Genomic DNA, 13741 nt, shown 5'->3' on the forward strand with positions numbered 1-13741 from the left:
AAGTACCGGGAGCCACAGGACTCCTCCGAGGTCGCATGTAACGCGTTGGCCGCAAGTCGACAAGAGACAGTGAAGGGACGGCGCAGAGGGGATCGATGTGAGCCATCCGCCAGGCGGATATCAGGTGGCACGGATCAGTGAGGATCCGGAGGCGTTCGAGGCGTTCTACCGGGAGCACGTGCAGGCGATGCTGCGGTACGCCGCTCGGCGCTGCCGAGATTCCTTCGACGCCGCGGATCTGGTGGCCGACGTGTTCCTGGCGGCGATCTCAGCGGCTTCCGGATACCGCGAGGAGCTGGGCAGCCCTCGCGCGTGGTTGCACGGCATCGCCCGCAACGTCGCTGCGGCCGAGGACCGGCGCGCGGCACGTCTCTGGTCGGCGGAGAGCCGGATCTGTGGTCACTGACTCCTGGAGAGCGATGACATCGCCCGGCTGGAGGAGCGCCTTGATGCCGAGAAGGTCGGCCGTGACCTGCTTCAGGGCATGAGCGCGCTGCCGTCCAGCCAGCGGGCCGTACTGGAGATGGTTGCCGTCGACGGATTGACCGTCACCGAAGCGGCCGCCGCTCTGCGCATTAGCACCGTGGCGGCCCGGGTGCGGCTGCATCGTGCCCGCCGAGCCATGCAGGGCCGACTCGCCAAGACGGCGGGGCCACGCTCCGCTCCGTCCCCATCCGTATGGGAGGTCTCATGAACCCCGAACGCTTCGAGGAGCGCTTGATGAACGAGTTGAAGGACCATGTCGAGCAGCGTGCTCTGGCCGCGAGTGCCGCGGAGGCGACCGCCCGCACTGCGACGGTTCGACACAGGCGCTGGGTCCCGGTCGCTCTGGCCACCGGCCTCGCCGCCTCGGTCGCCGCTGTCGTCCTCGTCCTGAACCCGATCGGGGGCGCCGGGTCGCCGGTGGCCGGAGCGGACGGGGCGGAGCCCCCGACCGCCGACTCGCTCGATCGCATCGCCACGGTCGCCTACACGCTGAAGCGTGACCGGCGCGGAGTCGTGAGCGTCACCATTCGTGACGCCGACGCCGCACGGCCGAACCCTGCCCGGCTCCAGCAGGACCTTCGGGAGATGGGCGTGAACGCCCGTGTCTACCAGGACGATCCGACCTGCCGACCGGACCAGGGAGAGGATCCCGACCTCGGCCACGCCACGCTCAAGGCCATCGATCTCCACCACCGCGACGGCGCCTTCACGGCCACCGTCCGCCCCGACAGGTTCCCTGCCGGAACTCATCTGGAGATCGTTCTTTCGCCCAGCTCGGTGGATCCGGCCCAGATCGACGACCTCACTTTCGGTCTGCGTACGGGCGCAGCCCCTGAGTGTCGCCACACGGCCTTCTCCGAGAGCGAGCTCCCCGTCCGCCGGGCCACCACGGAAGGAGAGCTGGTTCCTGACCGCCGTTGATGGTTCTGGGCGATGCTCGGCCACGGCGACGGCGGGGGACTTGGCTCGGTCGACCTGGGGGAGCCGGTTCAGACGGGTTCCTCCCGGTCGCTCGGGCGAAGGAGGCTGCGTCGTCCGAGGGAGGGAAGCGTCATCAGCGCGCCCGCTGCGAGAACGGCGCCGACGCCGGCCACCACCCAGATGGCCCGGCCCGTGGCGGCAGCGGAACTGCCGGTGGAGGCGAGTTGCGCGGTGTAGATCGACGAAGCCAGAGCCAGGGCGACGGACCGCCGACCTGACGTCCGAGCAGCAGTGTCCCCACCGCGGCTCCCATGTCGCGCGGTGCGACGGCGCTCTGCACGGTTATCTGCAGAGCGGAGAACGTGGGGCCGCTCCCCACACCGATGAGGGCCATGTACAGGGCCGCCTGCCAGTCCGGAGTGCCGGGGGCGAACTGCGAGAAGCCGAGAGCGCCCCGAGCCACCAGGCCGTATCCGGCCAGCACGGCCGTCCGGAGTCTCCCGCCCTGTCCGCCCTTCCTGCCGCGCGATGAAGGCGGCTCCTCCATTGACGGAGAGGTAAAGCCCCACGAGAAGGGGATAGATGAGGAGACCTGAGTGGGTGGCGTCCACTCCCTTCAGGTGCTGGAAGTACGGCGGCAGCAGCAGGATGCAGGAGAACAGCGCGAAGGTCGAAGCGGTACCGGATGCGAGCAGGGCTGCGACGTGGCGGCTGAACAGCAGTCCGGGCGGTACGAGCGGTGCGGGTGCCAGCTCTCGGCCCGGACGAAGACGAAGAGCAGCCCGCATCCCAGGCCGAGGGCTCCCAGGCTGCCGAGCGACGCCCAGTCCTCGGACCGGGTGGAGGAGTCCAGTCCCTGGAGGATGGGCCCGACGGCCAGGACCAGGACCGAGATGCCGAGCAGATCTAGTGGGATCCGGCGGGACTCGTTGCGGCCCAGCTTCGCCGGCAGCACGCGGAGGATTACACACAGCGCCGCGATTCCGATAAGCAGGTTGACCAGGAGCGTCGATCTCCGGCCGACCGTGTCGGTCAGGAACCCTCCCACCAGCGGACCGCCGAGGAAACTCAGCGCCATGAGGCCGGCCAGCGCTCCCTGCGCCGAAGATCTGCATTGACCCGTGTGCAAGTCGGACACCATAAGGAACGACAGTCCCTCCAGCGCACCTGCCCTCAAACCCTGGACGGCACGGAAGGCGATCAGCTGGCCCATCGACTGGGCTCCCGCGCAGGCAGCCGATCCGGCCAGGAAGATCAGCATGCCGACGACGAGGAGCAGACGCCTTCCATACCGGTCGGAGAGTCGGGTGTAGACGAACAGCGTCACCGTCGCGGGCGAAAACGCGGTGAGGCTCTTCTTCGCGGGCATGCTCACCCCCGAGGACCGGCAGGCCGCAGGCTGCCGTGATCTCGCCTATGTGGAGGAGCAGATCAGGACGCTCGAAGTGCTCCGCGAGCAGGTACAGGCCGCACCCCCCTCCGCAGTACTTCCTCGCGACGATCGAGCTGGGGCTCCGGGTGAACGCCGTCTATCGCGAATGGCTCGAGGAACAGATCGACCAGGCAGAACAGGAAGCAGGAGGACACCATGACTGAGCGCACGTTCCGGATCGCCGTACGCGGCTCCTTCGACCGGCTGACCCAGCCGCAGAGGGATCGCCTGCTCGAATGCGCCGGTCAGCACGATCCCTTGTACGCCTCTTTCACGGAGGACGGTCACCTCTCCTACGACATCGCGGCACGCGCCGCGTTCACCTTCCAGTTCCTGGCGACGGGAAAGGAAGAGGAGGACATCGTCGGGGCCGCCAAGAGATGAGCAACGACGCCGTACGTTGACGCCTCGTCCGAGCATGCCTGACGTCGCAGGGACTCCGAGCCAGGAGTCGCCACGCATGCCCCGGCGGTGTGCGCACACGACAGTGGGCCGTGCGGATGAGTATGGGGCAGGCATGGCGATCAGGTGCGTGCAGTAGCACGGGTCGCGGGCCGGGAGGTGCTATCACCTGACACAGGAACAGGGACACGGTCCTCCGATCGCGTCCCCGACGTGAGGAGATGATGCACGTGTCGGCCGGACCGCCCGCAGAACCCGATCCCGCACGGGAAAATCCGCTCGCGATGGTCCGGACACGGGGCTACCTGTTCATCCTGCTCCTCGCGGCGCTGCTCGGAGTGCCCATCTCCGCAGTGGCCTTCGGGTTCCTCGCCCTGGTACACGAACTTCAGGAGCTCGTCTACCACGACCTGCCGAAGGGACTCGGATTCGAGGAGACGCCCGACTGGTGGGCCGTCCCCCTCCTGTCTGTGTCGGGCGTGCTGGTAGCCCTGAGTATTCGCTACCTGCCGGGCGGCGGCGGCCACAAGCCGGCCGAGGGGCTGAAGGCTTCGGGCGGGGCGTCCGTGAGCGCGGTGCCCGGTGTCACGCTTGCGGCCATCGCCTCGTTGAGCCTGGGCATCGTGCTGGGTCCTGAGGCTCCCTTGATCGCCATCGGAGGAGGACTGGCGGTCGGATTGATCAAGCTCTTGAAGAAGGACGCTCCCGCTTCGGCGGGAGACCTTCTCGGTGCGGCCGGCAGCTTCGCAGCCATCAGCGCGCTGTTCGGGTCGCCGCTGCTCGGCGCGTTCCTGCTCATGGAGGCCACCGGGCTGGGCGGCGCGATGCTCGGGGTGGTGCTGGTGCCCGGTCTGCTCGCCGCGGGTGTCGGCTCGCTGATGTTCACGGGGCTCGGCAGCTGGACGGGTCTCGGCACCTTCTCCATGAGCCTGCAGCACGTGCCGCAGGCCGACCGGCCGACTGTCGCCGCGTTCGGCTGGGCCCTGCTGGTCGGCGTGGTGGCGGCGTTCCTGGGGGAGGGAATCCGCCGTGCGTCGCTCCGCCTGCAAGGGGTGGTGGAACGCCGGAGGCTGATCCTCACCACTCTGGCCGGGGCGCTCATCGGTGTGTGCGCCCTGGTGTTCGCCGCGGCCACCGACAAGCCGATCTCCGACGTGCTGTACTCCGGTGAGTCGACGGTCGGCCCCCTGCTGGCTGAACACGCGTCCTACTCGGTCGGCGTCCTCGTGCTGCTCGTCGTGTGCAAGTCGCTGGCGTACTGCCTGTCGCTCAGTGCGTTCCGGGGCGGCCCGGTCTTTCCCGCCGTGTTCATCGGTGGTGCGGGCGGCATCGCGCTGGCCCATCTTCCGGGAGTGGACACCACGACGGGGTTCGCCATGGGCGTGGGGGCCTTGAGCGTGGCGATGCTGAGGCTGCCGATGACGTGCGTTCTGCTCGCCACCCTCCTCCTCGGGAGCGAGGGCATCACCGTGACGCCCCTGGTGATCCCGGCGGTGGTGGTCGCTTATGTGGTAACCCTGTGGCTTGCGCCGCGGAAGGAGCAGGGCTCGCCGAGGCTTCAGCCGGCAGCGGCCTGACGACGGGCGGGACCGGCCTCGCAGAGGCGGTGCCGGCGGCCCGATCCGGCCCAGTGGCCGAGCCGGACCGTTGAGGAACTCGCCCGAGACTCGATCAGGTACGAGCAAGAGGAGTCGAATTGTTCCTGGTGATACCGACCGCTTTCGAAGAGCTGTACCTATCGGGTCGATTCGACTACTGGGGCGTTCCCTACCATTCCCTCTCGGATGCGGAGCGCACTCGTCTGTATGAGACGCGACAGGCTGAAGTGCTGTGGTGGGACGGAATCGAGTGGGAGTACTCGCCTGATGATGTGAAGAGTTTTGCCGGGGACGGCCAGCTGAGCCCGGGTCTCCACCCGTTCGCCGGCACGGGCCATGGTGACATCTATTGCTGGTATCCGCGATGGTAAGACGGACCGGATGTGCCGGTCGTCCTGTACATTCACGACGAGCCGGAAAGTCACCTCTTCGCGAACAGTTTCTCTGAGTTCCTCATCCGTGGAGTACTCAGGTCCTTCTCTGTCGAAGGCGCAGGTGACGGGGCATCTGGCGGTGTCGGTGCGGCGGGTGTCTGGCGCCGTCATGTGGAAATCATCGGCCCGTTTCTTGACCCGGCGCACCTGCGGACCCTCAAAGAGATGGGGGATCCACCCAGCTCGTCGGAGTGCGCCGCCGCTGATCGTCGAATAGCGGAACTGCTTCCGATCAGGAAGATCATCGGATCTCAGCCACCGGTCCGATACGACGAGGACCTCATCTCCGACCGGCCCACCCTGCTGCGTCTCTACGGCGAATCCGTTTCTTACTACAGAAACCTGGTGGTCCACGAGGGTATGGAGGAGTTTCGACCGAAGCTCGACCAGGCGGAGGCTGCGTGCGCGAGGGTCCTTCGAGGTGAATCCTGAAGGTGAGCCCCGCATCAGAACCTGTTCGACGTGTATGCATCTCATCGAAGCTTGATCCTGATAACCGCTTGCCTTCGCCGGTACGATTGCGTCATCCGCGAAGAGGAGTTGACTGTGAAGGTTGAGTGGGTTTCGCTTTCCGGCGAAAATATCGCCGATATCGCTGATCTGGCTCAAAGGTGCATGAGACGTGACAGCGGCCTTCGTGCAACGGCATCGCGAGCCTTCCTGGAGCGTCGGTATGCGGGTTCCACGGTGAAGGCTGTCGGCGCCTTTAAGGGTGGCCACTTGCTCGCCTGTGGAGCGGTTCGTCCTTTGACTGGATCTTCTGTGGTGGTTGGCCTTGTGGATCCGGCCCATCGAGGTCGCGGATTGGGTTCGGAACTCTTCGACCGGCTTCTCGATGTGGCGAAGGAGCGATCAGAGCGTCTTCAAGTGGAGACTGAGTCGTTGACGCAGGAGGCCCATGAGATTTTTCGATCCCGAGGCTTCGATCGGGTATTCGCCGAAGATATCTATCGATGTGACCTCACAGATCCTCTTCCGCAGGTTCCACTGCTTCGAGATGTTGAGGTCGAGGAGTGGAAAGAAAGCAACCAGGGAGCTTTCTACGATGCCTACCGAGCCTCTTTTGAGGACCGTCCCGGATTTCCGGGATGGTCGCAAGCGCAGTGGGTTGACTGGCTGGTCGATGAAACGTTCTTGCCTCAGTGCTCGCTAGTAGCGAAAACAGGCAACGGTATTCCGATCGGCTTTGTGACATGTGCGCAAGAATTTCTAGTGCAGGTCGGCACCGTGCCAGAGTGGAGGCAGCGCGGCCTCGGGCGAGGTCTTGCAATCGCTGCTCTTGAACGCATGCGGGTGAGCGGCAGCACTGAAGTCTTCCTCGACATCAACGTCAACAATCCCGCGTCCGCGGCTCTCTTTCAAGGGCTAGGATTTTCCGTCATCGCCCGACGTGCGCGATATGAGCAGCGGTAAAACTAGATGCATGGGCAGACACCTCGCTGGATGGCGCCATCAGATGCCGGACATGGGCTTCTTCGGCCAGCCTCCGCTGCTGAGCGCAGGTGCTGGGGGCGTGAAGTCGCTGACAGGTTGCGGCGGTAATGGGAGAGTGGTGCTCAGAAGGACATGCGCGACAGCACTGTCGCGACGATGGACTCCGGTGACCGGTCGATCTCCACGACCCACGCGTGCTCGTCAGGCCCCGGCTCCTGGAGGTCCTCGAGCTGGCTGTCCAACAGATCCGCCGGAAAGAAATGCCCGGCCCGCGCGGCCAACCGGGAATGCAACAGCTCTCGCGTCCCGCGGAGGTACACCAGCTGGATCTCGCGGTGCCCGGCCCGCAAGGCGTCCCGGTAGTCGCGCTTGAGCGCCGAACAGGTGACGACGGCACCTCTCCCGTCGGCGCGCATCTGACCCATCCACCGGCCGACCGCCGTGAGCCAGGGCCCCCGGTCGCGATCCGTGAGAGGGTGGCCAGCAGCCATCTTGGCGCGGTCGGCGTCCGAGTGGAACTCGTCCGCGTCCTTGTACACCCAGCCGAGCCGCTCGGCGAGAAGCCGACCCACCGTCGACTTGCCCGACCCGGCGACGCCGACGACGAGCACCATGCGCGGCCGTCCGTCAGTCGTCTCCTCACGAGTCATGGCAGTGTGCCCGACTCAGCGAAGTGCTGGCCGGGCGGCCGTGCATCGGCTCGCTGCCCGTGCGCGCACGGGCAGCGAGCACTCTTCCGGCTGGAGGGTGGGTCGTCATGGCGTACTGCTCCCCTGTCTGTCTGCCCAGAAGCCGCACGGCGGGGCGGCACCTCCAATCTGGCCTCCGTCGCCCGCACGACGCATCTCGGGGAAGGCGGGCCCCAGCCGGTCCTGCCCCCACGCACCCGTGGTCCGGCGCAGGTATTGCTGCGGCCCGCATTCGACGTCAGCCTCCCGCAGACCGCCGGGTGCTACGGGCGCTCGTTCTCTTCGTCCACGAGGGAGACGGCACCGCGGGATTCGTCGATGATGACGTCCCCCTTCCTCCACCGGTCGCCGGCGGAGGCGTCCGGGTCCTGATTGTCCTTCTGCGCGATCCAGCGAGAACCGCTGTAGAGATAGGTCTGCGGATCGAGGAGAACCTCCTCGCGGAGGGAGCCCGCCTGCTCGCTGCCGGGCAGATAGACGGCGATGGCGTCGCGCTTGAGGACGTCGACGGCCCGTGCCGCCTCGACGCCCGGAACGGTGGCGAGGGCGCGGTAGACGGTGGCCAAGCCCTGCGGCGGTGCCGGGTAGGCACGTACCAGAATCTGCAGTACTCGGAAGTCGTGCTGGGTAGTGCTCTCGGAGCCGTCTCCGGGGAGGAACGCACGGGCCTTCCTCTTCGCCTCGTTCGGGTCACGGGGCAGAGCGGCGAGGAAGTCGTACGTCTCGCGGGGCGAGTGATCGTCGCCGGCCCGGCCCTTCTCCAGGGAGGGATCGGCGAAGCGGGTCCACGATTCGCGCTGCCGCAGCCCGGGCTGCTCCTGGTCGGTCGCGTTGGCCGCGGTCCCCCTGACGTAGACCCAGTCGTCCTGCTCGACCCGGGGTGCGGCACCCCTGGCGATCGCATCCGCCGCCTGGTTCAGGACCTGCTTCGCACCGCCGAGCTGGCTGGTATAGGCAGGGCGCGCCACGGGGACGAACTCGGGATCGCCGCTGCTCCGCAGCTGGCCTCCCACGAGGGTGACGGCGGTGATCGCAGCAGCCGAGGCCGCAGCGGTCAGCTGCCATCTGGCGGGCCACCGGCGTGCCGTCGCCCGACCGCGCGTGGTCCGCAGCAGTTCCTGGCGGCCGGCGGCGAGGCGGTGGGGGTCCGGTTGCGGGGCATGGGAACGCAGGGCCCGCAATTGCTTCATCTCGTTCATTCTCCAGCTACCTCCGAGGCATCGACTGCGAGGGCGGGATCGGCGCCGAGCGCCGTACGGATCTTGCGACGGGCGCGGTTCAACCGTGACCTCACCGTCCCCAGGGGGATGCCCAGGGCATCGGCGACCTCCTGGTAGCTGAACTCGGCCCAGGCCACCAGCAGGAGTACATGGCGGTCACCTGTCGACAGCCTGGCCAGCGCACCGGACAGCTCTCGCTGCATTCCCTGTGCGACGACTCGGCTGTCCGCGTGGTCTGCCCAGGACTCCGCCACCGGATCAAAGCCCGTGCGCGCGTAGGCCCTGAGCATCCGCACTTCCGAACGTCGCTGCCGGCTGATCAGCTTCGCCGTGATTCCGTAGAACCACGGGCGGGCGCTGACCGCCGTGCTGTCGAAGCGATCACGGGTGCGGAAGGCGACCAGGAAGGTCTCCGACGTCACGTCGTCGGCCGCCTGGGCTCCCAAGCGCCGGGTGACGTAGCGATGCACATCCGCCGCGTACCGGTCGTAGAGGTGCGCGAACGCTTCTGGGTGCTGCAGCGATTCGCCGATGGCAGCAGCATCGGGTGATGGTGGCCCCGTCACATGGACTCCAACTGATCCGTACCGACCTGTCATCCCGTTGTTGCCCGAACCCGTTGATCGAGTTCACGGTGTGATCGCGTCAAAGCCCGGAAACGCCGCGAACCCACGCGGGTTCGCGGCGCTGAGCAGTGCCTGCGGTTCTTGCGACGGGCCGATGTCGACATCGGTACGCGCGTCGAGGGACGCCCGGAGCACGACGAAGTGCTTCACAGGCGGACGATCTCCGGCCTCAAAGCCTGCCTGGTTCGGCGCTCTGCGTCCGGTGGCGCAGACGCTCCTTCCCGTTCAGTCCGCCCCACACCCCGAACTTTTCGCTGGTCTCCAGCGCGTCGAGCAGGCAGCGGGCCTTCACGGGACAGGTGTCGCACAGTCGCTTGGCTTCGAGATCCCAGTTCTTGCGGGCGACCGCCGGGGCGAAGAATATCTCGGGATCCACGCCCCTCGCCGTGCAGGCGCCCTGCTCCTTCCACGTATCGGCGGTTCCCGTTACCAGGGGAGATCGCATCGCAGTCCCTCCTTGAGGGTGTCCGTTACGATCCCATCGTCCAGTTTGGCTGGGCGGACCCTGTGAGTATGCACTGCTCATCTTCTTGCGACCGGGCCCGAGGAGGAACGGACGCGGGGTGGCACGAGGGCGTCGTCCACCAGAGGGGCGCCATCCCCGGCGGGAGTCAGGACAGGGTGAGCCGGGAGGCCGGAGTCATCAGGGCCGGGCGTCCACCGGCAGTCCCGCGACGTCGTCGACGTCGAACTCGTGAAGAGGGCAGCGGAGCCATCCGCGGTTCATGGGCACGACGGGCTTGTCCCAGTCCAGGTCGTCGTCGGCATCGTCCTGCGGCAGATCAGGATGAGCGGCGAGGTACTGCTGGAGCCAGGGCATCACCACGGTGCCGACCCGCTGCCGGCTCCAGGTCTCCCAGGGGTCTTCGCCCAGCGTTGCTCCAGGACCCATGAAGAAGGCGATCGGCGTGTGCTGGTGGATCTCGCGTACCCACTGCTCCACCGAGGCACTGAACGCTGCGGCAGCCTCCTCGGTGACAGGGAACTCACCGGCGCCCCAGCTGTGCGCGACGATGGAATCGTAGACGTCACCGGGGGACTCGCAGGAGAACAGCTCGTCGTCGCCGTGGAAGAAGCCGTGAATCGGCTCGGGGCAGAAACGGGCGGTAAACGCGAGGTCGGCCTCGGTGACCGGCTGCTGGAACGCGATCCACGCCCCGTCCGCCTTGTCGAAGGTATCGGGGTCGAGCGGACCGTGGTTGAGATACACGAACGGAAAGTCCGACACGTAGCGCTGCTCTCAAGGAGGGCCGGATCAAGGCCGACGAGGGCTCGGTGGTGATCAGGGCGGCCAGTGTGCGGGAGAGGTCTGCCGCACACTGGCCGTGGCCGGGCTAGTCGAGGAAGACGGCCTCGTCGTACGTCGACTTCCAGGTCGACCCGACGATCGCGTTCAGCCGGGAGTTGACGAAGCCGACTCCGGCGCTGGACTTCCAGGATCCCCAGCAGTCGTAGGAATCGTAAGGAGCGAGGTAGGCCTCCGGGCAGACCTTGTTCGCAGAGTTGTTCGCGTACTGCCCCGCGTACACGTGGACCGTGCCCGACTGCTGACCGGTGTGGTAGGCGGAGGTGTGGATGCGGTACTCGCCGGTGCGCTGCTCGACACAGGTGATGAGCGTGACTCCGTACACGTCGGGAGACGAAGAGTTGCACCTCGTGGTGGTCGCCATCGAGGCCTCGGACGTGGCAGCGAGGCTGGGAGACGCCCACACGAGGGAGACGGCCAGGAGGGACGTGGCGATCAGGCCAACAGACTTACGCATGCAAAACTCCGCAGATCTTGCTTAAGAGGACTTTTCTCTTGAGCGACTGTCACATTAGACGCGCCCTCGTCGGTCTTGGAGTGAGTACCGCGTACTCAGACGGGGGCGAGCCCGGTGTGCGGCGACGGCCCCCCGTGGAGCCGCCCCTCAGGACCTGCGTCCGGGCATGCGGCTGCGGAACTGAGGACGGACGGCCCGGACGCGAACACGTCCGGGCCGTCCTCAGTTCCGCAGCCGCATGCCCAAGGGCATCACCGCGTGCCGTCATCGACGGAGTAGAGGGCCCAGATGATGAAGCCCGACATGGCGATCATCAGGACGGACCACACCGGGTAGTAGGGGAGGGAGAGGAAGTTGGCCAGGATGACGAGGGTGGCGATGGTCACGCCTGCCACGCGTGCCCACAGCGCGGTTTTATAGAGGCCGATGCTGATGACGATGGCGACAGCACCCAGGATCAAGTGGATCCATCCCCAACTCGTGAGGTCCAACTTGAAGATGTAGTTCGGTGTCGTCACGAAGACGTCGTCCTCGGCGATCGCCATGATGCCCCTGAAGACACTGACGAGGCCGGCCAGACCCAACATGACGGCCGCGAAGGCGGTGAGTCCGCTCGCCCACGCCTGGTGGCCCGTGTCGGTCGCACGGGCGGCGCTCTGCGATCTGTGAGCGCTGTGTGTGGTGGCCATGGCCACCCCTTCCGTCGTGACCCCCACCGAACTGTCATTGACGTGACCGGGCGACGTCCTTCAGCGGCGGGTCGCCACCCTGCCGTCGCCGGCCATGACCTGGGCCTTCGCGTGGAGGAACTCCTCCTCGGTCAGGTCGCCGCGGGCGCGAAGGTCGGAGAGCTTCGTGAGTTCATCCGCCTGGCTGCGTCCCCCGTTGCCCGCAGCGTTGCGGATGTAGGTGTCCATCTCCCGTTGCTGCGCCTGGACGTGCTTCCGCTCGCGGTTCCCCATTCCCTTGCCTCGCGCGATGACGTAGACGAAGACACCGACGAAGGGAAGCACGACGGTGAACAGGAGCCAGCCGAACTTCGCCCACCCGCTCAGCTCGTCATCACGAAAGATGTCGAGGATGACCCTGAACAGAAGCATGAACCAGAGGATCCACAGAAAGATCCAGAAGATCGACCAGAAAGCGCTCAGCAGGGGAAAGTCGTAGGCCAGGTACATGTCTCCTCCGCCCCGCAGTCAACCGAATTCCCACCGATCTATTTTGCCTCCGCGTCCGCACACGCGCACGTCGAGGAGCACGTCTGCCGACAGGGACGACGAGGGGATCCGGCGTCGGCGGCCGCCGACGCCGGAGCCGGGACGACGTACGCCTCGAACAGGCAGCCCCGGAGAGCCGGTCGTACAGTTGGCAGGTGGGCGGCCTGACGCCATGGGGGAGCGGCATCTGCCCGGACCAATCACTGTTTCATGGCCCCGATGGGAGAAGCCCCGCCATGGCCACAGCATCGGAAACCCCCGTCCTGGACACCCTCGCCGCGATGACCGTTGACTCGGTGGAGCGGTGTGGTCTGCCCCCAGACACGTTCTTGCTCACTCGGATCGCAGCCCTCGCGGCTTCGGACGCCCCTCCTGTCTCCTACGTCGCCCACATCGACCCCGCGATCCAAGCCGGCCTGACGGCCGAGCAGGTCCAGGACGTCCTGGTCGCCATCGCCCCGGTGGTGGGAACAGCCCGGGTGATGACTGCCGCGGGCAACATCGCGAAGGGTCTCGGCATGACCATCGCGGTGGCCGAGGCGGAAGCCCAGGCTCAGGACTCGATGTAAGGGGAGCCTGTACGAGGCGGCACTCGCAGCAGTGGAATCCGGCGTCTCGGCCATGACCGCGGCTGTCGGCGGCTGCACGCGAGTGTCGCGCTCACGCGGGGGTGTGAGGGCAACGGATTCGACCAGGGCGGAGGGGCGCCATGGCAACACCTGCGGACGCCGTCGATGTCATCGGCCATGTCACCGACCGGTTGAAGAAGGCGCATCCTCACGTGGCTGCCGCTCTGGTGAGAGAAGCGGTACGAACGGCCTACGAGGAATTCCGGTACGCGCGCGTCCCCGACTACCTTCCCGTCCTGATGGAGAGCAGAGCCGACGAGCTGCTCCCCTCCGGAAGGGAGAATGCTAGGCCCGGCGCGGGCTGATGCCATCGCCGCTCCCCGGATCGTCGACGCACCGCCCTCCTTCGGGGGTCGGCGCGTCGACGACGGCTCAGGCCGCGTTCTGCCGCTCGCGAGGCTCGGCGTCGTAGAGCCGGGTCGCAGCGATCGTTTCGGCCGTCGCGAAGACGATGTGGGCGATGGTCGAGATGTATCCGAGGGCGACGGCGCCGACTAGGGTGTAGATGTCCCAGAGGAGAATGTTGCACAACGCGAGGAAGGCGTGAGCGACAGCCGCGTATACGTGCCACTGCCTCGCCGGAGCAGTGCGGCTCGCGCGCCACAGCATCACTCCGAAAAGAAAGGCGAGCCCGTGGGCTTCAAGGCCGCCGATTCCCACGGAGGGTTCGCCCCTCAGCATTTCCTCCCACGGGCCGGGAGCGAACCAGATTGACCAGATGTCACCTGTGATGATCGAGACGCCACCGAACGCCATGAGGAAGTATGAATTGATGCGCAAGATCTTGCGTCTGATGTCAGCGTTCGTCATCTGTGCCACCTCGCGCCTTCACGGAATGCCTTCCTCAGCATAGGACTGCACGATGCGGTCCGCTAGAGAGTCACGTTACG

20 protein-coding genes are annotated in these 13741 nt (G+C 66.6%); 9 read left to right on the plus strand and 11 right to left on the minus strand.

All coding sequences use genetic code 11. The features are described from left to right. Positions 1-124 precede the first annotated feature (124 nt). The 3 genes from AMK27_RS43865 to AMK27_RS36920 all read left to right on the plus strand — a co-directional run bounded on the left by AMK27_RS43865 (position 125) and on the right by AMK27_RS36920 (position 1407). A complete protein-coding gene (locus tag AMK27_RS43865; protein ID WP_241847719.1) occupies positions 125-406 on the plus strand; it encodes an RNA polymerase sigma factor in 282 nt (93 codons plus the stop codon). Positions 407-472: 66 nt separating this feature from the next. After that, a complete protein-coding gene (locus tag AMK27_RS43870) occupies positions 473-694 on the plus strand; it encodes an RNA polymerase sigma factor (protein WP_274535760.1) in 222 nt (73 codons plus the stop codon). A gap of 26 nt (positions 695-720) precedes the next feature. Next, positions 721-1407, plus strand: coding sequence for a hypothetical protein (locus AMK27_RS36920; protein ID WP_143204914.1), 687 nt, complete (start codon positions 721-723; stop codon positions 1405-1407). A gap of 616 nt (positions 1408-2023) precedes the next feature. Here AMK27_RS36920 and AMK27_RS36925 read toward each other — a convergent pair. Further along, a complete protein-coding gene (locus AMK27_RS36925; protein ID WP_073918153.1) occupies positions 2024-2776 on the minus strand; it encodes an MFS transporter in 753 nt (250 codons plus the stop codon). 219 nt (positions 2777-2995) lie between these two features. On the opposite strand from AMK27_RS36925, the gene AMK27_RS36930 reads away from it, so the two are divergent. From AMK27_RS36930 to AMK27_RS36950, 4 genes are all read left to right on the plus strand, one after another. Beyond that, the gene (locus tag AMK27_RS36930) at positions 2996-3223 is read left to right on the plus strand and encodes a DUF6204 family protein (protein WP_073918156.1); all 228 of its coding nucleotides are present in this window, start codon (positions 2996-2998) and stop codon (positions 3221-3223) included. A gap of 248 nt (positions 3224-3471) precedes the next feature. Continuing rightward, entirely contained in the window at positions 3472-4818 is a 1347-nt protein-coding gene (locus AMK27_RS36935; RefSeq protein WP_445194892.1) for a chloride channel protein, read from the plus strand. 404 nt (positions 4819-5222) lie between these two features. Continuing rightward, the gene (locus AMK27_RS36945; RefSeq protein ID WP_073918159.1) at positions 5223-5705 is read left to right on the plus strand and encodes a hypothetical protein; all 483 of its coding nucleotides are present in this window, start codon (positions 5223-5225) and stop codon (positions 5703-5705) included. 114 nt (positions 5706-5819) lie between these two features. Continuing rightward, positions 5820-6686 carry a GNAT family N-acetyltransferase gene (locus AMK27_RS36950; RefSeq protein ID WP_073918161.1) on the plus strand — a complete coding sequence of 289 codons (867 nt, stop codon included), beginning with the start codon at positions 5820-5822 and terminating at the stop codon, positions 6684-6686. 143 nt (positions 6687-6829) lie between these two features. Here the strand turns inward: AMK27_RS36950 and AMK27_RS36955 are convergent, their stop codons facing one another. From AMK27_RS36955 to AMK27_RS36990, 9 genes are all read right to left on the minus strand, one after another. Continuing rightward, positions 6830-7321 carry a gluconokinase gene (locus tag AMK27_RS36955; protein ID WP_241847720.1) on the minus strand — a complete coding sequence of 164 codons (492 nt, stop codon included), beginning with the start codon at positions 7319-7321 and terminating at the stop codon, positions 6830-6832. A gap of 338 nt (positions 7322-7659) precedes the next feature. Continuing rightward, positions 7660-8595, minus strand: a complete 936-nt coding sequence (locus tag AMK27_RS36960) for a CU044_5270 family protein (RefSeq protein WP_143204915.1) — start codon at positions 8593-8595, stop codon at positions 7660-7662. Then, complete coding sequence (locus AMK27_RS36965) at positions 8592-9182, minus strand: RNA polymerase sigma factor (protein WP_107425761.1); 591 nt, start codon at positions 9180-9182, stop codon at positions 8592-8594. Before AMK27_RS36965 ends, AMK27_RS36960 begins: the two co-directional genes overlap by 4 nt. A gap of 63 nt (positions 9183-9245) precedes the next feature. After that, positions 9246-9392, minus strand: a complete 147-nt coding sequence (locus AMK27_RS42800; protein WP_158076951.1) for a hypothetical protein — start codon at positions 9390-9392, stop codon at positions 9246-9248. Positions 9393-9411: 19 nt separating this feature from the next. Continuing rightward, positions 9412-9687 carry a WhiB family transcriptional regulator gene (locus AMK27_RS36970; RefSeq protein WP_073918170.1) on the minus strand — a complete coding sequence of 92 codons (276 nt, stop codon included), beginning with the start codon at positions 9685-9687 and terminating at the stop codon, positions 9412-9414. A gap of 198 nt (positions 9688-9885) precedes the next feature. After that, a complete protein-coding gene (locus AMK27_RS36975) occupies positions 9886-10452 on the minus strand; it encodes a hypothetical protein (protein WP_143204916.1) in 567 nt (188 codons plus the stop codon). 124 nt (positions 10453-10576) lie between these two features. Continuing rightward, positions 10577-11005 carry a hypothetical protein gene (locus AMK27_RS36980; RefSeq protein ID WP_143204917.1) on the minus strand — a complete coding sequence of 143 codons (429 nt, stop codon included), beginning with the start codon at positions 11003-11005 and terminating at the stop codon, positions 10577-10579. Between the two features lie 251 nt (positions 11006-11256). Further along, on the minus strand, positions 11257-11694 hold the full coding sequence (locus AMK27_RS36985) for a DUF7144 family membrane protein (RefSeq protein ID WP_073918304.1): 438 nt from the start codon (positions 11692-11694) through the stop codon (positions 11257-11259). Positions 11695-11754: 60 nt separating this feature from the next. Further along, positions 11755-12183, minus strand: a complete 429-nt coding sequence (locus AMK27_RS36990) for an SHOCT domain-containing protein (protein WP_073918178.1) — start codon at positions 12181-12183, stop codon at positions 11755-11757. A gap of 275 nt (positions 12184-12458) precedes the next feature. On the opposite strand from AMK27_RS36990, the gene AMK27_RS36995 reads away from it, so the two are divergent. Then, positions 12459-12791: a carboxymuconolactone decarboxylase family protein gene (locus AMK27_RS36995; protein WP_073918181.1), complete on the plus strand. Its 333-nt coding sequence runs from the start codon at positions 12459-12461 to the stop codon at positions 12789-12791. 140 nt (positions 12792-12931) lie between these two features. Further along, positions 12932-13156, plus strand: coding sequence for a three-helix bundle dimerization domain-containing protein (locus AMK27_RS37000; protein ID WP_073918183.1), 225 nt, complete (start codon positions 12932-12934; stop codon positions 13154-13156). 67 nt (positions 13157-13223) lie between these two features. Here the strand turns inward: AMK27_RS37000 and AMK27_RS37005 are convergent, their stop codons facing one another. After that, positions 13224-13661: a hypothetical protein gene (locus tag AMK27_RS37005; protein ID WP_073918185.1), complete on the minus strand. Its 438-nt coding sequence runs from the start codon at positions 13659-13661 to the stop codon at positions 13224-13226. Between the last annotated feature and the right edge of the window lie 80 nt (positions 13662-13741).

The organism is Streptomyces sp. CB02009 (assembly GCF_001905825.1).
Taxonomy (GTDB): Bacteria; Actinomycetota; Actinomycetes; order Streptomycetales; family Streptomycetaceae; genus Streptomyces.

Bases quoted from the DNA above. Each gene is read 5' to 3' on its own strand.
- AMK27_RS36920 (WP_143204914.1), top strand. From the start codon at position 721: ATGAACGAGTTGAAGGACCATGTCGAGCAGCGTGCTCTGGCCGCGAGT.
- AMK27_RS36925 (WP_073918153.1), bottom strand. From the start codon at position 2,776: ATGCCCGCGAAGAAGAGCCTCACCGCGTTTTCGCCCGCGACGGTGACG.
- AMK27_RS36930 (WP_073918156.1), top strand. From the start codon at position 2,996: ATGACTGAGCGCACGTTCCGGATCGCCGTACGCGGCTCCTTCGACCGG.
- AMK27_RS36955 (WP_241847720.1), bottom strand. From the start codon at position 7,321: ATGGTGCTCGTCGTCGGCGTCGCCGGGTCGGGCAAGTCGACGGTGGGT.
- AMK27_RS36960 (WP_143204915.1), bottom strand. From the start codon at position 8,595: ATGAACGAGATGAAGCAATTGCGGGCCCTGCGTTCCCATGCCCCGCAA.
- AMK27_RS36970 (WP_073918170.1), bottom strand. From the start codon at position 9,687: ATGCGATCTCCCCTGGTAACGGGAACCGCCGATACGTGGAAGGAGCAG.
- AMK27_RS36980 (WP_143204917.1), bottom strand. From the start codon at position 11,005: ATGCGTAAGTCTGTTGGCCTGATCGCCACGTCCCTCCTGGCCGTCTCC.
- AMK27_RS36985 (WP_073918304.1), bottom strand. From the start codon at position 11,694: ATGGCCACCACACACAGCGCTCACAGATCGCAGAGCGCCGCCCGTGCG.
- AMK27_RS36990 (WP_073918178.1), bottom strand. From the start codon at position 12,183: ATGTACCTGGCCTACGACTTTCCCCTGCTGAGCGCTTTCTGGTCGATC.
- AMK27_RS36995 (WP_073918181.1), top strand. From the start codon at position 12,459: ATGGCCACAGCATCGGAAACCCCCGTCCTGGACACCCTCGCCGCGATG.
- AMK27_RS37000 (WP_073918183.1), top strand. From the start codon at position 12,932: ATGGCAACACCTGCGGACGCCGTCGATGTCATCGGCCATGTCACCGAC.
- AMK27_RS37005 (WP_073918185.1), bottom strand. From the start codon at position 13,661: ATGACGAACGCTGACATCAGACGCAAGATCTTGCGCATCAATTCATAC.